Origin of the sequence: Legionella fairfieldensis ATCC 49588 (genome assembly GCF_000621525.1) — a bacterium.
Lineage (GTDB): Bacteria > Pseudomonadota > Gammaproteobacteria > Legionellales > Legionellaceae > Tatlockia > Tatlockia fairfieldensis.
Map to the genome: position 1 here is coordinate 13,926 of NZ_JHYC01000016.1, position 21,069 is coordinate 34,994.

Here is a 21,069-nt window from a genome sequence, read left to right on the forward strand (position 1 = left end):
CTCTAGAGCAATAAAATAGCTCCCATTGTCAAAGAGGCATAATTTGTCTATAATTAACTCTGTTTGTTCTTAAAATATAAACCTATCATGGAAAATGAAATTAATGTATTAAGAGAGTATTATAATCAATTAGGATTGTTTAAAAAATTATTTTTCCCTGGAAAATTTGCAGAAAAATTAAAAAGCCTGACAGAGACAAATGTTCATGACTCCCAAAAAGTCATGAGTCTATGTGAATCATTGTTTAACGACACAAACAAGTTCTCTCGTTGGTTGTTTTCTGGTCTTGGCGCGTTTTCTCAATCACCCAAGGTTAATGCCTACCAAAAATTGCTTACGATAACCACAATAACCCCTGAACAAAAAGAAAATATTTTTAATAAAATAGTTATTCACCCTGACCCTTTAATATTTGTAGATCATCTTATACAGACCAATTTTGAAGAGATAAAAGAACAACAGGCGTCTCTTTATTCACTACAAGAGTCGAACTCTTCTATTGAAAATAAAAGCTTCAGCAATCAATTGCCAAAGACAGAAGATATTTTTACACAAAAAAATTTATTTCCATCGGACTCCCTTAATATTTTAGAAAGCAACCCCATTACCATCAACCTCGAAAAAGAGCGAGAACAAGAAACAGTTATGGCAAATACAGCTCCTCCCGCGCTTCATAGTTCTCAATGTTTTCAAGATATTCTTCGTTTATGGGGTAATGGGGAATCTGAGGAGGGGAAAAAACAAATAAACAATATAATTAGCAAACTAAATGTCTCTCAATTTTCTCAACTTTGTCATAAAGTACTTGGATGGGGACAGAAGAGTTTATTAAAATTCCTTCTTAAAACTCAACATGCAACACAACTTCCCTTTCTAGAAAAAAAGTTTTTTATCGACATAATTGATGCAAGCTTACTCTATGCTCAAATAGATTCATTTCAGATGCTTGAAAAAAATTATCCTGAATTAATCGACGAAACAGTTTGGGCAAGAAAATTAAGGGAGCATCCAAATCGGTTAAAAATTCAAACTATCATGAAAGGCTTTTATTCTTCTGAAGGGACAACACCTATCCTTAAATCAATACACATTCAATTAATTTTAGCTGCGAAACACCAACATAAACAATCATTAATCGCTGTATTTGAAGACAATAACATAGATTCATTCTGCCAGAAACTCTCAACGCTAATAACTCAAAATAATTTGTCTTTGCAACTTCCATTTACTTATTATAATAATAGCGATAATCATTGTATTTCAGGTATTATTAATATTGTTGAAAATACAATTGAAGTGGGAATTATTGAACCAACCGGGGTTGAGGAGATTATCTCTGAGAATGTTTTAACTACTAATGATTTTATTTTTAAAATAAAATCATTTTTACCTCAAGCAGCTATTTATTGTAGCGTTGAGCGCATTCAGCATGATAAATACTCATGTACTCTTATGGCAGTTGATAATGCGTTGCACCTGCGTAATGCAGACTCTTACATTGCACCAAGCCATCGTAATTTCTTTGATTATTTAAAACAAAATGTCTTGAGTACTCATACTTTTGACAGAACTGGAACTGAAATTGAAATTAAATTGACTACTTTACCTCTAAGGTTTCTACGTATGATGCAAAGCCTTATCAGCAAATCTCCCAAAGATAATAATTTGTCCTTTTTTACACATTCTGGTATGGACACCAGAATTGCAATGCATAAAAATTCCTTAGAATTAAGTTATCCAATTAATAAGCGAGGAGAAACAGTCCAGCAATCACTTAATAAACATATTGTAACAGATTCATTAAACACAACATTTAATAAAAGAATTAACAAACGTATAGAAGCCAAATTAAAAAAATACAGGGAGCTAGCGCTTGATTTTTTATTATCTCACGATATGAATTACGTTCTGGCTGCAACTCAGGAGTTCACTCCAGATAAAGTTTTTGAAAAAATCGAACAACAGGTTAATGCGCAACAAGAAATTTTGGCTCATTCAGAACTATCGGTGTCGCAAAAAATTTTATAAGTGATAAAGGGGGCATTAATCAGGCCATCCTCACAACTTGTTCGCAAGAATTGTAGCATGAGGGGCAAGATTACAAAATTACACACACCCAGTCAATTCCCTATAGTTTATTACTCCCGAGAGAAAAGTTTTTAAAATAATCACTTAATCTTTCTCCAGTGTCAGGTGGTTTAAAATAATAACCTTGTGCATAATCACAGTCATAATTAATCATAAATTCTTTTTGTAGCTCGGTTTCGACCCCTTCTGCCAATATCTCCAAATTTAAGCAATGACCAAGATTAATAATGGCTTTCACAATGGCCGCATCACTTTCTTTATTCACTAATTCATTAATAAATGATTTATCTATCTTTAATTTATTCACGGGAAACTGTTTTAAATAGGATAAACTGGAATAGCCCGTACCAAAATCGTCAATAACCAGTTTAATTCCCATTTCTTTTAATTGATTCATGGTCTTGACTGTATGAGAAATATCATCCACTAACAAACTTTCGGTTAACTCCAATTCCAAAAAGTTTGCCGCTAAACCAGTCTTGCCCAGTATTTCACTCACCATGCCGGAGAGATTTTTTTGATGAAACTGCCGCCCCGAAATATTAACCGCTACATATAAATCATCAAATCCTTCTTTATGCCAGCGCACCGCTTGAAAACAGGCTTCCTCTAACACCCATTTTCCTATATCAATAATCAAACCATTTTCTTCCGCCAGAGTAATAAACTCCACCGGAGATACTTCACCCAGCAAATGACTTTTCCAGCGTACCAAGGCTTCAACACCGACTATTTTTTTCTGCTTTAAACTAATAAGCGGTTGATAAACAAGATAAAATTCATTGTTAGTCAAGGCATCACGGAGGGCATTATCCAATTGCATGTGGTTAATGACACGTCTGTTCATTTCCTCTTCAAAAATCCTGTAATTGTTACGTCCATTATCTTTGGCATGATACATGGACAAATCAGCATTTTTCATTAAAGACTCATAATCAAGTCCATCTTTTGGATAATAGCTAATTCCAATACTCCCGGTGATCTTTAAGCTATGTTGATTAACTCGGAAAGGTTTATCAATAAGTTCCAATATGTTCTGTGCTACCTGTTGTGCCTGTTGTTCTGCACTTATTTCAGGTAAAAGGATCACAAATTCATCTCCACCCAATCTTGCCACGGTGTCAAAATCATTGGTTGCAATCAATAAACGATTGGAAACCGCCTGGAGTAACTTATCGCCAATACTATGTCCCAAGGTGTCATTAATCATTTTAAAGCGATCCAGATCTAAAAACAAAAAAGCCAGAAGCGTGTTTTTTTTCTTCGCCTGTAAAATAGCCTGCTCCACACGGTCTATTAATAATACACGATTGGGAAGCTCTGTGAGTGAATCATGCGTTGCCTGCCGGAGTAATTGCTTTTCCATCTCTCGACGCTGCGTTATATCATTGAGGATACAAACGTAATGTTTTACCTGTCCGAAATAATCAGTAACAGGAGCAACGCTTAGCTCACACCAGAACATTTCGCCATTTCGTCGATAACTCTCAATTTCTACAACCTCCTCTCTTTGTTCCCTGATAGCAAGTTTTATACGTTGCTGATTAACCTGATCGGTTTTCGGACCCTGCAAATACATTAGACTTTGGCCAATTGTTTGTTTTTCGCTGTAACCTGTAATGCGTTCGTACGCTTTATTGATATAAATAATAGGCTGTTGCGACCGGGTAATATCAATAATTGCAACACCATGCGTACTTGCTTCGATTGCCCGCTCACGGATACGCAACTCATCATCAGACATCATTCGCCTTGTTACGTCACGAAAACTATAAACCCGACCAACAATTTCCGACCCCACCCGTTGGGGTTGTGTAAACCGCTCAAAAATACGTCCATCTTTAAAATGAAGTAGTGGTAATTCCCCTTGCCACTCCGGATTTTCATACAGATACTCTACATCAGCAATCACTGCTTCAGGATTAGTAATTTGCTCTAAAATATATTCAAAACTAATACGTTCAGTACCTGATTCCAGCATATAAGAAGGAATCCGCCACATTTCAACAAATTTCTGATTCCAATCTACAACTTGACCCTGGCCGTTGACCATCATAATGCCATCCGCAGTAGATTCTAATGTAGCGCGTAGCAGAGATAGCGACTTTTCCACTTCGACGTTCTTTTTGCTTATTTTATCTTTTATTTTTATATTATTAGAAAGTGGGGCCGCATTTAAACGGCGAAACTCTGGTTGATTGTGATACCATTTTTCCAACAAAGAAGATAACTCCGGTGTAAAAGATAAAATACCCAATTCGTCACAAACATTCGTTAAGGAAGGTTCTTTACCCTGCTGTTTCACTGTTTCTGCGGCAAAAGCAACTTTTTTATAATCGATTTCTTGCCTGTTCATGCATTCCTCATCTAAAATACCCTATTTTTGTTCTTATTCTATTAAAATTTTCCTGATTTATAATTATCAGCACGACAAGTTCTGTGAATTTTACTTTGTACCGGACAAAAAATTCAACGCGTACCAAATTGCCGCCAAGTTGGCACTTTTAATTAGCCGTAAATTTATCAATAAAATAAACAAGTTAAAAAAAATCATATTGTATATAAAGCAATCATTATGTCTTGCAGCTAAAATCTGATGAATCAGTTTTATTAGTTTTGGTCTAAAATTAAATAGGGCATTTAGTTAAAAATGATATTTAATTATGGAAAAATATAAAAAACAATTTATAAAATTTATTTCAGAATCTGATTTTCCCTGTATTGGAGCTAAAGCAGCAATAAAGAAAAAGTGCCTCAAAATAATTATTGGAGAGGACATGCGCTTCGCAAAGGACGATTTGCTCATTCTAAAAGAAGTCTATCAATTTATAGCTCGATGGAAAAAAAAGAAAACTGTTTATCAGACCTTAAGCATCATTTTTAAAGGTCCTCTTAATTTACAGGAAATTGAATTTGAATCATTATTATGGCAGAGGTTGCAAAACTTACATAATTTAGATAGTAAACGATTTTCCTGGGATGCTCATGTAAGTTCTGATACCACTCGCCCTGAGTTTAGTTTTAGTTTGGGAGGCGCTGCTTTCTTTATTGTAGGCTTGCATAATAATAGCTCCAGAAAAGCCAGAGCATTTTCTTATCCTGCCTTAATTTTTAATTTGCATGAGCAATTTGAAATTCTTCGTAAAAAAGGTTTATACACTCGTTTAAGAGATAAAATTCGCGAGCGAGACAAGTCGTATTCCGGTTCCGTTAATCCTATGCTGAGCGATTTTGGCTCCAACTCCGAAGCCCTTCAATACAGTGGCAGGCGGGTAAGCGGTAATTTTAATATTCCTTTTAAAATCAACAAAGATACCTGATTAAACCATCCATTCAAAGCCGACTTCCCTTGTTAAACCTTATGACTATTCAGCACGTTGGCGAACTTCATCTCACAAATAATGATCTAACACTTTACAAAAATCATCAAATTGACAGAAAATACTCAGCAAAATATCCATTAGATAGAAGGAAATAGTGTGGATCAGAAACATTTTGATACTCGATCGATTCATGCAGGACAACAGTGTGATCCAGCAACAGGGGCTGTCATGACGCCTATTTACGCAACATCGACCTACCGCCAGAAAGAACCGGGCGTCCATCAGGGTTACGAATATTCTCGCACACATAACCCCACTCGCACAGCTTATGAAAATTGTATTGCAAGCCTTGAATCCGGCCAACGTGGTTTTGCGTTCGCTTCAGGGATGGCGGCGATTAATAGCGTGATTGATATCCTTGACGCAGGCGATCATGTCATTGCCACGGACGATTTGTATGGGGGGACGTTTCGCTTGTTTGACAAAGTTAAAACCAGAACTTCAAATTTATCTTTTTCCTTTGTCGATATGGCCAATCCTCTTGATATCGAGGCAGCCATTCGCCCCACAACTCGAATGATCTGGGTGGAAACACCATCAAATCCCATGTTAAAACTGGCCCATTTACAAAAAATTGCTGATTTGGGTAAACAGTATAATTTACTTACTGTTGCAGATAATACCTTTGCGACCCCCTGGATTCAACGCCCGATTGAATCAGGTTTTGATATTGTTTTGCATTCAGCGACTAAATATTTAAATGGGCATTCGGACGTAGTAAGTGGCGTCGTCGTGGTAGGAAATAATCCTGAATTAACTGAAAAAATAGCTTTTTTACATAACTCATGTGGAGGAATTGCCGGTCCTTTTGACAGTTTTCTTTTACTGCGCAGTTTGAAAACCTTATCCTTACGCATGCAACGCCACTGTGAAAATGCAACCAATCTGGCACATTGGTTAGAAAAACATCCTAAAATCAGCAAAGTTGTCTATCCAGGACTTATCAGCCACCCTCAACATAAACTGGCAAAAAATCAAATGCGTGATTTTGGTGGTATGATTTCCATGGTTCTCAACGGCGACCTGAGTAGCGCCAAACGTTTTTTATCCCGTTGTGAATTATTCACTCTTGCAGAAAGTTTAGGCGGGGTAGAAAGTCTTATTGAACACCCTGCTATAATGACACATGCTTCTATTCCCTCAGAAACCCGTAAAACATTAGGAATAGTAGACGGTTTTATTCGACTTTCCGTTGGCATTGAACACATTGATGATCTGATTGCCGACTTAAATTACGCACTTGACTAAGAAGGAGTACTCATGCATCCAAATAAAAAAACAGGAGGACAATTATACGGTGTTGCTGCTTTGATTGTATTAACTGCCAAAACTATTCTCTGTTTTGTTCCTATTCTTTTCATAGGATTGTTAAAATTAATTCCTAATTTACGTTGGAAAACATTTTGCACCAGGCTGGTTGATATCATAGCAACAATTTGGAATGATAATAATAATCGCTACATTACACGCAACAAACTGGCAAAATGGGAAATAACCGGTCTTGATAATCTGGACCGCAAAAACTGGTATCTGGTCGTTGCCAATCACCAAAGCTGGCTCGATGTCATTGTCTTACAACATCTTTTTAATCGTAAAATACCTGCTTTAAAGTTTTTTATTAAAGATTCACTGAAATGGATTCCCCTTTTAGGATTTTCCTGGTGGGCAATGGGTTGTCCTTTTATGAAGCGCTATTCCAAAGCCTATCTCGCTAAAAAACCGCATAAAAAAGGCAAGGATTTACAGGCAACACGCAAAGCAATTAAATTATTTCAACACATGCCCGCAGCAATAATAAATTTTGTGGAAGGTACCCGCTATAGTCCTCAGAAAAATAGAGAACAGAAATCACCTTATCAACATTTACTAAAACCAAAAGCTGGCGGTATCAGTTTTGTTATCAGCGCAATGGGTCAACAGTTTAATAGTCTGCTTGATGTCACCATTATTTATCCCGATCAGCAATATTCACTATGGGATTTTCTATGCCGACGCATGGAAACCATCAAAATTCATATCCGCCATTTACCTATTCCCCCACAATTTACCAATCCTTCTCTCGCTGAAGATGATCAAATACAGGCAGAGTTCAGAACCTGGCTTAATAATAATTGGCATGAAAAAGATAATTTAATGGCTCATCTGAAAGCTTAAGCAGATAAACCGCTTTGTTGATAATAATGCAAATACCATTCAACAAAGCGAGACACTCCCTCTTGAAAGTGAATTTTAGGCCGATATCCTAAATCATCCTGTATTTGTTGCGTGTCAGCATGAGTTGATAACACATCTCCGGCCTGAACAGGGAAAAACTCTTTAATCGCCTTTTTACCTGTGGCCCGCTCTATCGCGTCAATATAATCCAGTAAATTAACGGGATCACCACAACCTATATTATAAATTTTATAAGGGGCATTACTACTTGCCGGATCAGGATCATAACCGGACCAATCCGGACTAGCCTGGGCCTGATTGTCGATTACTAAAGAAAGACCAACAATAATATCATCAATATAGGTAAAATCGCGTTGCATTTTTCCATGGTTATAAACTTTAATCGGATTACCCGCAAGAATATCGCGTGTAAACGAGAAAAAAGCCATGTCGGGCCTACCCCATGGGCCGTAGACTGTAAAAAATCGCAAACCTGTAGTAGGTAACTGATACAAATGCGAATAGGAGTGAGCGATTAATTCATTAGCCTTTTTAGTCGCTGCATAAATAGTCAAAGGATGATTTGTTCCCTGACTTTCCTGATAAGGTTGTGTGTTGTTGGCACCATAAACAGAGCTCGTTGAAGCATAAATCAGATGCTCAATCTGATGATGGCGACAGGCTTCGATAATGGTGGTAAAACCCACTATATTAGCTTGCGTGTAAGCATGGGGATGAGTTAACGAATAACGAACTCCTGCCTGGGCAGCCAGATTGACCACTCGTTGAGGTTGATGCTTATTGAAAATATCGTTTATCTTACTGGCATCAGTGATATCCGCTTCATAAAACTGAAAATTGGGATATGCATCTAACTGTTTAAGTCGGGCATGTTTTAAGCTGACTTCATAATAGTCATTCAGATTATCAACACCAATAACCAAATCACCCCGCTCCAAACGAAATTTAGCCAAATGAAAGCCAATAAATCCCGCTGCACCTGTAATAAGTAAACGCATCTTCCAAACCCCACCAGAGCGCAAATCATCAATTATATCTGCTCTCCACTATCTCTCAATATTCATCGAAAGAAACAGGATAACTCATTCAATTTAAAAAAACTCTTAAAAAAATAAAGAATTATGTTATAACAGGTTTTTTGCTTAAAGGGACTCAAGCATGACTAAATATCGCCCTCATATTGATGGACTAAGGGCAATTGCCATACTGTTTGTTTTATTTTTTCATGGTGGTTTAAAATTCTTTCCTTCCGGTTTTATTGGTGTTGATATTTTTTTTGTTATTTCAGGATTTTTAATTACAGGGATTATTTATAATTCTTTACAAAACGAGCAGTTTTCTTTTATAGATTTTTATAATCGCAGATTATGGCGGTTACAACCTGTATTTATCTGTCTGATTTTTGTTACTACATGTCTCAGCTTAATTTACTATTTACCTCATGATTTGATCCAATATGGTCGCAGCGCTCGTAAAACCATTCTTTTTTCCTCGAATGTTTTTTTTGGGCGATTAGTAACTGACTACTTTTCTCCTGCCAGCAATCAGTTAGCTTTATTACATACATGGTCTCTCTCTATTGAGTGGCAATGCTATTTGCTCCTGCCGCTTGCTATTTATGGACTTCATCGTCTCTTTGGCCGACCTTATCTTGGCAAAATTACCGGTTTACTTACACTGATTACGTTTGGAATTGCTTTATATTTTTCTTCTCATGATCCAGCAAAAAGTTATTATCAACTTTCATGTCGTATTTTTGAATTTTTAATTGGCTCTTGTGTTGCACTCGGCAATTATCGCTTTTCTCTTAATAAACAATTTATTAATTTAATAAGCCTTTTTGCGTTTATGGCTTTATTTTATATAGCTACTCGTAGTGACATTAATCAGGGTTTCCCTAATTGGTATGCTCTTATTTTGTGTATTGCTACAGCCTTAATCATTGCCATCGGAGAGCATTATCCTCAATCTGTGTTAACTCGCCTGCTTGCTATTAAACCTTTGGTCTTCATCGGTTTACTTTCTTATTCTTTATATATTTGGCATTGGCCTCTTCTGGCTTTTATTCGCTATGAAAATATTAAAGAAACGAATTGGGTTTTATTAATAACATTCTGTTTTATTTTTATTTTATCTTATCTTTCCTGGCGTTGTATTGAAAAACCTGCCCGCAAACTTGGCAAAGTCAATTTAGGGTATACATTCGTTTGTTTATTGATGCTCCCTGCTTTAATCATTAATCTCAGTGTGCATTATGTCAAAAAATATGAAGGTCTGCCGCAACGCTTTCAAGAATTAGTGACTATCAGCAATCAATTAGCTTTGTATAACAATAAAAAAAGATCAGTATGTCTCCAACAGAAAATTATAGAAGTAGATAGCGATTGCCTTCTTGGACAAAAAAATCCAAATAGTAAAACCGGCTTTATGATAGGGGATTCTTTTTCAAATCATTCCTGGGGATTTATGGATACCTTGGCCCGACAGGCAAATCTGTCAATTCTTGCTCATTCAACCACTGCCTGCCTTGCCTTGCCAGGAATAGCCCAATACGACTGGTACGCTAAAAATGATATTTATCGAGAGTGTTATGAACAAACCAAACGTTATTACAAGATGATTAAAACAAATCATTATGATTTCGTCATTTTAGGGCAACATTGGAAAGGTTATTTAGTTGATAAAATTATTAATCATCGCAATGATGAACGTTCTATTGAATTAACTCAAAAACGAATTGAAAAAGCCTTGGATAAGGCTTTGCAAATTATTATCGCTTCAGGAGCAAGGCCGGTGTTATTAAAAGCAACTGCTTTCGCGAATGACAATATTTATGAATGTTTTTATACTCATATAAAGCGCCACCAGAAATACGACTCTGCGCAGTGTAGCTTCAATTTAGAAGCTGATGAAAGTCAGTGGATTAATGATTTATTTTCAAGAATGAAAAATAAATATTCCCAATTAATTATTATTGATCCCAAGAAAGTCCAATGCCCGAAAGGTCATTGCTCAGCAGATATTAATGGAATTCCTGTGTTTCGAGATCCTGGACATCTGACTGATTATGCCTCCTATCAATTGGGCAAGATTTATTTACAGCATTACAAGAATCCACTAATCGCATAGAATGGGATACCTGAGTGTAGTTTACAATTTTTTTACCTATTCTGCTTTGAGAGGTAACTTTTCCTATTGTCTCTTCATAGGAATGGGTATACTAGAGTAACTTTGCTGCCACAAAAAATATTATGAATTCATTACAAACAATTATTGATCATGGTTTTGAACAACGACAACATTTAACACCAGAAATAGCCCCCAAAGATCTGCTTACCGCAGTCGAAGAAGTTATGTCCGGTTTGGATCAGGGCACTTACCGTGTCGCCGAAAAAATGAATGGTGAATGGGTTGTTCATCAATGGATAAAAAAAGCAGTACTCCTTTCTTTTCGATTAAATCCCAATCAAACTATGGATGCCGGGTTTTGTCGGTTTTATGACAAAGTCCCTCTTAAATTTGCCAATTATAGCGCAGAAGAGTTCAGTAAAACCGGGGTTCGTGTCGTTCCGCATGCCATAATTCGCCGCGGCGCTTTTGTTGGCAAGAACACTATTCTCATGCCTTCTTACGTTAATGTAGGGGCCTATGTGGATGAAGGGGTGATGGTTGATACCTGGGCCACCGTGGGTTCTTGTGCTCAAATAGGAAAAAATGTTCACCTCTCGGGAGGCGTTGGTATTGGCGGTGTTTTGGAACCTCTTCAGGCTAGTCCGACTATTATAGAAGACAACTGTTTTATTGGTGCCAGATCGGAAGTTGTTGAGGGCGTGATTGTTGAACGTGATTCTGTATTATCCATGGGGGTTTTTCTGGGGCAAAGTACTAAAATTTATAATCGCTTGACAGGGACCATCAGTTATGGACGTATACCAGCAGGTTCTGTCGTTGTTGCAGGCTCTCTTCCAAGTGACGACGGTACCCATAGTTTGTATTGTGCAGTCATTGTAAAACAGGTGGATGAAAAAACACGCGCTAAAGTGAGCATCAATGAATTATTACGCGATGTAAAATAATGATCGACATTAAAAACATCCTTGCAAAATTAGTGAGCTTTGCATCAGTTACACCGTATGATGCCGGCTGTCAGGAATACATGATTGATTTTTTTAAACAGTGTGGATTTGATTGCCAGCGTTTTAATAATCCTCCGGTTTCCAATTTTTTTGCCCGTTTGGGTGATAAAACACCTCTGCTGGTATTTGCAGGCCACAGTGATGTGGTACCTGCCGGAGATTATAATCGATGGGAAACCGATCCTTTTGTTCTGGAAGAAAAAGCAGGGATGCTCTATGGTCGAGGCTGTGCCGATATGAAAGGCAGTCTTGCAGCCATGATGCTCATGGCCGCAAATTTTGCACGCGATTATCCAAATTTCCAGGGAAGCCTGGGTTTTCTTATCACCAGTGGTGAAGAAGGTGACGACTTTGCACTAGGTACTCCTTATGTGATGGCAGAGCTTCATCGGCAAGGCATTCACCCTGATTTTTGTATCGTTGGTGAACCATCCAGTAGTCAACGACTGGGCGATGTCATAAAAATTGGCCGCCGCGGCTCATTAACTGGCAAATTGACCTTACAAGGAAAACAAGGCCATGTCGCTTATCCTCATTTGGCAGAAAATCCTGTTCATACTATAAGCCCCGCATTAACGGAATTAATAATCACTCAATGGGATCAAGGTAATCAGCATTTTCCTCCTACATCCTTGCAAATCACCCATATTCATGCCGGAGGACAAGCAAATAACATTATTCCGGGGGAGTTAACCATGCATTTTAATTTCCGCTTTTGCACAGAACAAACAGCCGATATTTTAAAAACTGCCGTCATGACCTGTTTTAAACGGCATGACTTGCAGCCTGTCATTGAATGGCAATTAAACGGTGAACCTTTTTTAACCTCTCAAGGGCATTTACTGGAAGCCTGTTTAAAAGCTATAAAAACAATAACCGATCAACACCCTGAATTATCAACCAGTGGCGGAACCTCTGATGGTCGATTTATTGCACCTTATGGTGTAGAAGTGATTGAGTTAGGCCCTATAAACACTACAATTCATCAAGTTAATGAATGTGTTTCTTTAAATGACTTGCAAACATTAAGTAAACTTTATTATTCAATAAGTGAGCAGTTACTTATACAGAAAGTAGCCTGTGTTTCTGATAGGCCACAATAGATCACCTAATAGCGTCAACTTACATGCGAATCAAGAGCAATATGTAATTAAGAGTATATAATGTCAATGTCTTTTCCGACTCTATGGTAGAGGCAAGCATGTCCCTCTCCTCTACCCAGTTAGTAACTATAGTTCGCTCTCGCATACTGCAACCTGTTCTGGTACAACCAGAGCGTTATCTTGTTTTACTTTTTCATCCACTACTTTTGCTACACAAGAATCAGACCAGACGTTTAAAGCGGTTTCAAGCATATCAATCAAACTATAAAAAGGTAAGATAATACCGAGTAACGTGATAGGCACATTCATACTTGCCAATAAACTGGCGCTTAGGAAAAAACAGCCCATCGGGACACCAGCATTACCAATTGCCGCAATGGTAGCAATCACTACCCATAACATCATCGTCGCTAAGGATACCTCAATACCATGATTCTGCATGAGATAAATTACCGTAGTAAAAATAAAAGCAGCGCAACCATTCATATTAAGACTAGTGCAAAGAGGCAAGACAAAGCGGCTAATTTCAGGTTTAACGTGAAGATTCTTTTCTACTGTTTCCATTGTAACGGGTAAAGTACCCACTGAAGATTTTGAAAAGAACGCGACTGACAAAGCCGGAAGCATGCCTTTGAAGGCAATAAATGGTTTGATCCCTTGTGATTTCAACCATAAGGGTAAAATGATCAATCCTTGAATGAGATTGGCGAGGACAATTATTAGCAAATACTCCCCAATTCCTTTAATAGCTATTCCTTCACGCAATTGCACCACGGTGGTAGTAATAAAACCATATAATCCTAAAGGAATAATTGCGATTACCCAATGGGTTATTACCATAAACAAACCGTGTGCCCCGCGAAAAAACTGTACAATAGTCTGCCGTGCTTCCTGTTCAGGAATAAAACGAATTGCAATACCAATAATTATCCCCATTAATAGAACCCCCATAACCTGATGTTCTATAAAAGGGGTAAAAATAGTGGCAGGAATAAGATTGGCAACATACTGAAAATAACCGGATTGATTGGTTTGAGCTACTATATTACTCGGCTTTATCATAGCCACCATACCTGGATGAATTAACAGATACAAGAAACAACTAATGGCAGCAGCAACCAAGGTTGTACCAAATGTATAACACATTGCCCGCCGCCAAATAATACGCATCCCCCCATCTGCCCGGTAATTAGACAAAGTTACGATTATTGATAAAGCGATAATTGGCAGACTAATGCATTTGAACATTCTGATAAACACCTCAGAAATAAATAAGCCCAGTGTTTTTAATACAAAAATATCAGAATAACCACTTAAAACACCAAGAAAAATCATGAGGGTATATAAAAAAGGGGTAGTAAACAACGTTGTTTTACGGCGATTATGTTGGGCGCACATAGAAAATACCTTATAAATAAATCAATGAAAATTCAGCAAATGAAAGAGAAAAGAGTATTAGCAACAACAATGAAAAATCAGGGAAGTGAATAACAGACGCGTAGAACGAATAAAGAAATGATGTGAAGCAGAATTTTTCATAATTTAATCTGGTAAATTCTTATACAAAGAGAATACATTTTAACATATCCTCCGGTTACGTCAAGGAATTATTAATGTTCGGTTCATGATAAAACCAATTGCGCTTGTTTTAAACGGGAAATCCGTTGATAAGATTGCTCAACAAGGCTTTCATCAATTCGCCGAGCATGAATCAATTGCTCTATCGTATCAATAACTTCTGGCGCTGTAATTTCACCTAATTGGTTAGCAAAAATCAACATATTTGCCCCGGCATTGATGGTTAGACTTAACGCGTCTTCCAGGGAGTAATGGTTAGCGATTGCTTGCATTTGTAGATCATCACTAATAATTACACCCTCAAAACCTAATTTGTGTCGTAATAACCCCGTCAGTATGCGATAAGATAACGTCGCTGGTAGACCGTCAGGATCTAACTTACGATTAATCACATGAGCAGTCATAATCATAGCTGGCAGATTTTTATTCCTTAAAAGTATTGAATAAGGTTCAAGCTCGCTCGTATTAAACGTTTCGGTAACGTCTACAAATCCATGATGCGTATCACCAATAGCACTGCCATGGCCTGGAAAATGTTTGTAAGAACAGGTAATCCCTTGCGCTGCAAATATTTCAACAAACCGTTTCGCCACGTGGGCCGTATGACGGGCATCTGGTGAAAAACTCCGCCCCAATCGTCCAATAATCCCCTGCTTTTCATTTAAGTTAAGATCCACAACAGGTGCAAAATTAAGATTAAAACCAAGCGACTTGAACGTTTCTGCCATTTTTTCAAGCTCCGCTTCCAAAGATGTTTCAGAAAGAATAGCCAATTCACAAGGTTTAATGGTTTTCATACATCCATCAATTTGGCTTAATCTATCGACCGCCCCACCTTCATAATCAAGGGCAATAAAAAGGGGTAAATCGCTTTTTTCACTGGATAAATCTGCATAATAATGAAGCTGACCAGTCAGTTGTTTAATTTGCCGTTGATTAACCAGATTTTTGCCGTGACAATTTTTAACCAAATCATAATCAAATAACAGCACACCACCAAGACCATCGCCTCTTAACCAATTGGTTAATGAATGATGCTCATCAATTAAAGTTCCTGAAAATCCCATAACAAGCATTTGGCCGATTTTCTGTCTTAAAGTCATCAATTTTTAATCTCAACCTATTTATCAACAATTCTTGCAGGTACATCAAAATTATACATTAAACCAAAAGCCACTTGTGCTGTATTGGGGGTAATTTTAGTGGATTTATAAACCATTCCCACCGGTTCATAAACATGGCTTTTTAAACTACCGTAATTAATTTGGCTATAATCCATCATAAAAGTAAATTGGGGTGTTAAATCGTATCGAATACCCCCACCATAACGAATCCCACTGCGATTTTTACGCATACTGTGAATGGTTGGATCAGAATCATCAATGTTTATTCGTCCATTAGCATAACCTATTCGGCCATAAATTAGAGTTGAATCTGCAAGGAAATAACCCGGTAATAGCCCTGCTCCTTCGCTACTTTTGACAGTAAATGAGGTTTTTGAAAAATGCAGATGAGTATATTCATCGTTAACTAAACGATATTCCACCGTACTAAAATTGCCATTGATTTCACCGGCCAGATAAAGTCGATTGTAATAGAGACTATAACCGGCGAATAAAGAACCAAAACCCCCAGTACCTGAAAAATGCTGTTTATCGACCACATTAAAATTACCTGTTGCAAAAATAGTCGCTCGCGTCACATGCGCCTTTTGACTAAAGCTCGCACCTTCGGGTCCTCCGCTTACCCCGACATAAAAACCGGAAAAACAGGGTGTTGCCAATAAAAAAAGCGATAACATTAAACTTGTCGTCCGTAACATTATTAAGCCGTGAAGGATTACTGGTAGTTGATTGTATTAGAGATTATTTATCAGTTCAATGAATTATAGTCAATCGTGATTATAACGCCCTATTGGTTAGTTTCAAGAATCTGTAAACCCACCTGAAATATTACCTGCTTTTAAAAAAATTTTTCGATAAAGCCATCCGTTCATTATTGCGGTTTAACAGGAGGAATTGAGGTAAAATCGCACTGACAATTTCCAGTAGCGTCAGGGGGGAAAGGAATGCCTGCAAAAGCAGCCGCATAACAGACAGGAAGCTCCCAGGCGGTATCTTTCGTACTTATTTCAGTAGGTAATAACCAATAACGCAAGGCCATATAGGTTTTTCCCTCCTCTCTTTGCCAAAAAACAGGTTTGAAAGATGCCTGATACATTAATTTTTGTCCTGGTTGACAAACAAATGGCTCCCTGACCCAGGATTTACCTTTAGGCACAATCGCTGTCACTACAAGTTCGTTACTATTTGCATCCATCACTTCAACAGTAACCTCATAATTGGTCCAGCAACTATCTTTCGCTAATGTAATGTAGCAAGGAAAAGCCCATCCAGAAACAGTGACTGATGCGCAAAAAAGAAAAATAAGCCGTCTTAAAATCATGTGAAATCCATTATGACTCGTAGTATATGCTTTAATTATAAACGTCCATTTCAATTTTGCACGCTTTGATAATAAGAGCAGGATTGATTTTTTGAACATATAGGTATATTCTCCCTCGTTTGGAGAGATGGCCGAGCGGTCGAAGGCGCACGCCTGGAAAGTGTGTATACGGCAACGTATCGAGGGTTCGAATCCCTCTCTCTCCGCCAACGCTCCAATTCCCATGGGAGCACCAGGAATTACTTTACATCCTCTACGTTGTTAATCTGGTACATTTGGACAAATAAGCACTTTTTTACATTAACTGGTGTAATGTGCAATATTTCAGAAATTAAGTATAGATAAATTATAAAATTACTCTACAATTTGTCAGCCTTTATCTTAATTAGAGATTAAACAATTAGTGATAAACCATACAGAAAAACATAATGTACCAATTAACGATGGTGACTACAGACGCGGCTTGAAAGATAGACACGTGCAGCTCATTGCTTTAGGCGGCATTATTGGCTCGGGTTATTTTTTGGGAACTGGCGCTGTAATCAATGACGTTGGTCCAGCAGTTTTCATTGCTTACCTGCTAGGGGGATTAATTATTTATTTAACCATGTTATGCATGGGAGAATTAGCAGTTGCCATTCCTATCTCGGGTTCATTTATTACCTATACTGCAGATTTTATTTCGCCTGTAATCGCTTGTGGTGTGGGATGGTCTTACTGGATTAGCTGGGTTGCCTACATTCCTGCAGAATGCATTGCCGGGGGGATTATTATGCAGCATTTTACAGGTATTAATGGTTATATCTGGGCTGTAGGTTTTGGTTTATTGATTACCTATATCAATATTGCCAAAGTGGGAACTTTTGGCGAGATTGAATTCTGGCTTGCTATCATTAAAATTCTTGCATTAATGGGATTTGTTGTTCTTTCCGTGTTTATCTTTTTTGGCCTGATTCATGGGGAACAACCGGCGGGTATCATTGGCGGTCGTTTCATTTTTGACCAGGGTGGATTATTCCCTAATGGAAAAATGGCTTTATTAACAGCAATGGTTCTTCTTCTTGTGAATTATCAAGGATCGGAAATTATTGGACTTGCTGCAGGTGAATCAATAAACCCGGCTCGTATAATTCCCCGGGCTATTCGTACTGTCACTTTTAGAATTCTTTTCATCTATATCATTCCGGTATTTTGTCTGGTATTAATTTTTCCCTGGCAAAAGGCCGGGCTTGCCAATTCGGTTTTTGCTGATGCGTTAAACTTTTATGGCTTGCATTGGGCAGGCACCGTTACCAGTTTTGTTACACTTACAGCTACTTTATCCTGTTCAAACTCAGGCGTGTACGGTATCGTTCGCTCATTAAATGCGCTCGCTCGTAATGGAATGGCACCTCATAGATTAGGTAAACTTAATCATAACGCCGTGCCAAAAAACGCAGGTATAGTGACGCTGATCTCTATTTGGATACTTCTTGCTGCAAGTTATTTTTTTGGACAGTCCATGCTATACATTGCCTTGTTGCTTGTATCGGGCTTTACCGGAGCAATTGCCTGGATTTCTCTTTGCTGGGCGCAAATTAACTTTAGAAAACGTTTATATAAAGCGGGTTATACAACCGATGACTTAAGTTATAGAACACCGGGATCACCCTATACTGGCCTTGCAGCGATCAGTCTTATGATTATTTGCCTGATTTTTCTTGCATTCAACAAAAACCCGGTTTACGGACTCGCATTTATTATAGGCTTAATAAGTTTTACAATACCTATTCTAATCTACAAATTTGTTGGATTTACCAAATACAAAGGCGCCACAATGGAGATAAACAAAAGTTTACAATTCAAAGATATTTTTCCTGATCGCAAGTAATTTAAAATGTCCTTAACACATAAACTTCTTTTATTGAGTTTGTAACCCTTCGCACTTTGCTATAAGCAAGCCTCCCTGAAGAAAGCGCCAGTCATGCCTTGCGGAGCGTTAGTAAGTGTTCACGGGATATGCAAATTTTCTCTTCCAGACTTTGTTCCATGACTCGTCTTTCCCGCGCAAGCGCTGGAAAGACATTGACGTGATATACTTCGAACACCTACGATCTTTAACACTAGTGCTTCCTCTCGTTCTTCATGCACCAATAACAATGTCTTATTAAGATCCTTATGGATGCCGACTTTCGGCGGCAATTTGGTACTCTTTGAATTGTTTGTCGGGTACAAAGGAGTTAAATTCTGGCACTAATTGCTTTAATAAAATATAAAGCTCTTTATCATGATGAAGAGTACAAGCGGTATTTAATAAATGAATTATTTGGGTTAACTCCTTCCAATCCAATTGACGGAATCGTGCTTTAAATAATTTTTCATGCTCAGTAGGTACTAATTGTTCTGAATCGTGAAAAAGCTCCTCAAATAGTTTTTCACCCGGTCTTAGACCAATGTACTCTATAGAAATATCTTTACCAGGTTCCTTGCCAGCCAACCGGATCATTTGCTCGGCAAGATAACGAATTTTAACAGGCTCGCCCATGTCCAATACAAAAATCTCTCCGCCCTGACCATTGACCATTGCCTGTAAAATAAGCTGACAAGATTCTGGTATGGTCATGAAATAACGTTCAATATCAGGGTGAGTAACCGTAAGTGGGCCACCGGCCTGCAACTGTTTTTGAAATAAAGGCACCACGCTTCCGGCGGAGCCAAGTACATTGCCAAAACGTACTGTAATAAACTGAGTTTTCACCCGGCCATTCAGATTTTGACAATAGATTTCTGCAACACGTTTTGTCGTTCCCATCACATTCGTTGGATTAACTGCTTTGTCAGTAGAAATTAAAATAAATTTTTCTGCACCCACTACTACACTTGCTTCAGCAATAATCTGGGTACCCAAGACATTATTCTGGATTGCCTCACGCACTCGATTTTCAAGCAGAGGAACATGTTTATAAGCTGCAGCATGAAATACAATTTGCGGATTAAACCGATGAAAGACAAAATCCACCGCAACGCTATCTGTTATGGAAATTAAACCTAATTCAAGAGATACTTGAGGAAATTTAGCTCGCAACTCATGCTCAATTTTATATAAATTGAATTCCGAATTATCAATAATAAGCAGTTTATCAGGCTTCAAAGCAACAATCTGGCGACAGAGTTCTGAACCAATAGACCCCCCACCGCCCGTGACTACTACTCGTTTGTTTTGAATAGCCAGAGCAATTTTATCCCATTGTAAATGGACTTGATCCCGCCCTAACAAATCTTCAATATTCACATCTCTCAGTGCATTGACTTCAACGCGCCCGGCAGCTAACGCCGAAATACCCGGTAAAGTGCGAAAGGGAACATTACAACTTTCACAAAGCGCAACAAGATGGCGCATTAAAGCGGAGCGCGCTGAAGGGATAGCAATAAAAATTAAATCAATCTGATAACGCTTCACCAGCTCAGGTAAATCATCAGTAGTTCCCAAAACGCCGACGCCATGGACTTCCAAGCCTCTTTTACTTGCATTATCATCAACCAGACCTACTGGCAGATAAGCCTGAATACGTTTCAAATCCCGCACCAGACTCTCCCCGGCACGCCCTGCTCCAATAATTAATACGCGTTTGATTTCACCAGGTTTACCTCCCCGGCTACGCTTGTCCCAAATTGAACGCATTAATAATCTGCCGCTGCATAAAAAAGTGATTAGTATAATGGCGTACAAAGGTAAGACGGAACGGGGAATATGTTGTAATAAAGAGGTTAAATAAAGTATGGGAATAGTGAAAAGCACCGCGCCTGACACTGCTTTAATAATTCTTGTTACATCTTTTAACGATGAAAAACGCCAAAGGCCGCGATACACCCGGAAGTAATAATAACAAGTCACCTGGACGATTGCTAAAATAGTAAAAGCAGACAGCGAATAAATTGTAACAAGGTGGCTTGGAAAAGGTTGCATATTAAAACGTAACCAATAACCACAATACCAGGCAACAGGAACTGCTCCGGCATCAAAAGTAATAACGGGTAATTTTTTAAAGAATTTCAGGAAAAAAGCACTAATATTCTGCATCATTGTAATAAAAATCCTTTAGTGGATCCTGTTAATTTTTCCAATGGAACATATACTACTACAATTTCCATTTAACCAGGATATAAATTTCATCGGGAAGA

The 21,069-nt window shown here is 38.0% G+C and carries 15 protein-coding genes and 1 tRNA gene; 9 read left to right on the forward strand and 7 right to left on the reverse strand.

Going from position 1 to position 21,069, the window contains the following annotated elements; all coding sequences use genetic code 11:
• Positions 1–87 precede the first annotated feature (87 nt).
• Positions 88–2,028, forward strand: a complete 1,941-nt coding sequence (locus tag T345_RS0105435) for a hypothetical protein (protein WP_131777694.1) — start codon at positions 88–90, stop codon at positions 2,026–2,028.
• A gap of 100 nt (positions 2,029–2,128) precedes the next feature.
• Here the strand turns inward: T345_RS0105435 and T345_RS0105440 are convergent, their stop codons facing one another.
• Positions 2,129–4,444 (reverse strand): EAL domain-containing protein, encoded by a 2,316-nt coding sequence (locus T345_RS0105440; RefSeq protein ID WP_028388450.1) that lies wholly within the window; start codon positions 4,442–4,444, stop codon positions 2,129–2,131.
• A 307-nt stretch (positions 4,445–4,751) separates the two neighbouring features.
• Between T345_RS0105440 and gntA the strand changes: the two genes are divergently transcribed.
• The 3 genes from gntA (at position 4,752) to T345_RS0105460 (ending at position 7,625) form a co-directional block, all read left to right on the forward strand.
• Positions 4,752–5,408 carry a guanitoxin biosynthesis heme-dependent pre-guanitoxin N-hydroxylase GntA gene (gntA, locus tag T345_RS0105450; RefSeq protein WP_035918244.1) on the forward strand — a complete coding sequence of 219 codons (657 nt, stop codon included), beginning with the start codon at positions 4,752–4,754 and terminating at the stop codon, positions 5,406–5,408.
• Positions 5,409–5,567: 159 nt separating this feature from the next.
• On the forward strand, positions 5,568–6,719 hold the full coding sequence (locus T345_RS0105455) for a trans-sulfuration enzyme family protein (protein WP_028388453.1): 1,152 nt from the start codon (positions 5,568–5,570) through the stop codon (positions 6,717–6,719).
• Between the two features lie 12 nt (positions 6,720–6,731).
• A complete protein-coding gene (locus T345_RS0105460; protein WP_028388454.1) occupies positions 6,732–7,625 on the forward strand; it encodes a 1-acylglycerol-3-phosphate O-acyltransferase, YihG family in 894 nt (297 codons plus the stop codon).
• On the opposite strand, the gene T345_RS0105465 is transcribed toward T345_RS0105460, so the two are convergent.
• Complete coding sequence (locus T345_RS0105465; RefSeq protein ID WP_028388455.1) at positions 7,622–8,644, reverse strand: NAD-dependent epimerase; 1,023 nt, start codon at positions 8,642–8,644, stop codon at positions 7,622–7,624. The two genes, T345_RS0105460 and T345_RS0105465, sit on opposite strands and share 4 nt — an antisense overlap.
• A 160-nt stretch (positions 8,645–8,804) precedes the next feature.
• Between T345_RS0105465 and T345_RS0105470 the strand changes: the two genes are divergently transcribed.
• From T345_RS0105470 to dapE, 3 genes are all read left to right on the forward strand, one after another.
• Positions 8,805–10,775: an acyltransferase family protein gene (locus T345_RS0105470; protein WP_028388456.1), complete on the forward strand. Its 1,971-nt coding sequence runs from the start codon at positions 8,805–8,807 to the stop codon at positions 10,773–10,775.
• A gap of 122 nt (positions 10,776–10,897) precedes the next feature.
• Complete coding sequence (gene dapD / locus T345_RS0105475; protein ID WP_028388457.1) at positions 10,898–11,722, forward strand: 2,3,4,5-tetrahydropyridine-2,6-dicarboxylate N-succinyltransferase; 825 nt, start codon at positions 10,898–10,900, stop codon at positions 11,720–11,722.
• Positions 11,722–12,885 carry a succinyl-diaminopimelate desuccinylase gene (dapE, locus tag T345_RS0105480; RefSeq protein ID WP_028388458.1) on the forward strand — a complete coding sequence of 388 codons (1,164 nt, stop codon included), beginning with the start codon at positions 11,722–11,724 and terminating at the stop codon, positions 12,883–12,885. Before dapD ends, dapE begins: the two co-directional genes overlap by 1 nt.
• A gap of 126 nt (positions 12,886–13,011) precedes the next feature.
• Here dapE and T345_RS0105485 read toward each other — a convergent pair whose 3' ends face one another.
• From T345_RS0105485 to T345_RS0105500, 4 genes are all read right to left on the reverse strand, one after another.
• Positions 13,012–14,283, reverse strand: a complete 1,272-nt coding sequence (locus T345_RS0105485) for a dicarboxylate/amino acid:cation symporter (protein WP_028388459.1) — start codon at positions 14,281–14,283, stop codon at positions 13,012–13,014.
• Positions 14,284–14,507: 224 nt separating this feature from the next.
• Complete coding sequence (locus T345_RS0105490; RefSeq protein WP_028388460.1) at positions 14,508–15,569, reverse strand: glycoside hydrolase family 3 protein; 1,062 nt, start codon at positions 15,567–15,569, stop codon at positions 14,508–14,510.
• A gap of 14 nt (positions 15,570–15,583) precedes the next feature.
• Positions 15,584–16,285 (reverse strand): outer membrane protein, encoded by a 702-nt coding sequence (locus T345_RS0105495; protein ID WP_028388461.1) that lies wholly within the window; start codon positions 16,283–16,285, stop codon positions 15,584–15,586.
• A 173-nt stretch (positions 16,286–16,458) separates the two neighbouring features.
• Positions 16,459–16,908, reverse strand: coding sequence for a hypothetical protein (locus T345_RS0105500; RefSeq protein WP_028388462.1), 450 nt, complete (start codon positions 16,906–16,908; stop codon positions 16,459–16,461).
• A gap of 121 nt (positions 16,909–17,029) precedes the next feature.
• Between T345_RS0105500 and T345_RS0105505 the strand changes: the two genes are divergently transcribed.
• Together T345_RS0105505 and T345_RS0105510 are read left to right on the forward strand one after the other, a co-directional pair.
• A tRNA-Ser gene (locus T345_RS0105505) sits at positions 17,030–17,117 on the forward strand.
• 194 nt (positions 17,118–17,311) lie between these two features.
• Positions 17,312–18,778 (forward strand): amino acid permease, encoded by a 1,467-nt coding sequence (locus T345_RS0105510; protein WP_028388463.1) that lies wholly within the window; start codon positions 17,312–17,314, stop codon positions 18,776–18,778.
• A gap of 285 nt (positions 18,779–19,063) precedes the next feature.
• Here T345_RS0105510 and T345_RS13670 read toward each other — a convergent pair whose 3' ends face one another.
• The gene (locus T345_RS13670; RefSeq protein ID WP_051555150.1) at positions 19,064–20,971 is read right to left on the reverse strand and encodes a nucleoside-diphosphate sugar epimerase/dehydratase; all 1,908 of its coding nucleotides are present in this window, start codon (positions 20,969–20,971) and stop codon (positions 19,064–19,066) included.
• Positions 20,972–21,069: the final 98 nt, after the last annotated feature.

Excerpts from the sequence above, each read along its gene's own strand:
- T345_RS0105435 (WP_131777694.1), top strand. The coding sequence starts at position 88 with ATGGAAAATGAAATTAATGTATTAAGAGAGTATTATAATCAATTAGGA.
- T345_RS0105440 (WP_028388450.1), bottom strand. The coding sequence starts at position 4,444 with ATGAACAGGCAAGAAATCGATTATAAAAAAGTTGCTTTTGCCGCAGAA.
- gntA (WP_035918244.1), top strand. The coding sequence starts at position 4,752 with ATGGAAAAATATAAAAAACAATTTATAAAATTTATTTCAGAATCTGAT.
- T345_RS0105460 (WP_028388454.1), top strand. The coding sequence starts at position 6,732 with ATGCATCCAAATAAAAAAACAGGAGGACAATTATACGGTGTTGCTGCT.
- T345_RS0105465 (WP_028388455.1), bottom strand. The coding sequence starts at position 8,644 with ATGCGTTTACTTATTACAGGTGCAGCGGGATTTATTGGCTTTCATTTG.
- T345_RS0105470 (WP_028388456.1), top strand. The coding sequence starts at position 8,805 with ATGACTAAATATCGCCCTCATATTGATGGACTAAGGGCAATTGCCATA.
- dapD (WP_028388457.1), top strand. The coding sequence starts at position 10,898 with ATGAATTCATTACAAACAATTATTGATCATGGTTTTGAACAACGACAA.
- dapE (WP_028388458.1), top strand. The coding sequence starts at position 11,722 with ATGATCGACATTAAAAACATCCTTGCAAAATTAGTGAGCTTTGCATCA.
- T345_RS0105485 (WP_028388459.1), bottom strand. The coding sequence starts at position 14,283 with ATGTGCGCCCAACATAATCGCCGTAAAACAACGTTGTTTACTACCCCT.
- T345_RS0105495 (WP_028388461.1), bottom strand. The coding sequence starts at position 16,285 with ATGTTACGGACGACAAGTTTAATGTTATCGCTTTTTTTATTGGCAACA.
- T345_RS0105500 (WP_028388462.1), bottom strand. The coding sequence starts at position 16,908 with ATGATTTTAAGACGGCTTATTTTTCTTTTTTGCGCATCAGTCACTGTT.
- T345_RS13670 (WP_051555150.1), bottom strand. The coding sequence starts at position 20,971 with ATGATGCAGAATATTAGTGCTTTTTTCCTGAAATTCTTTAAAAAATTA.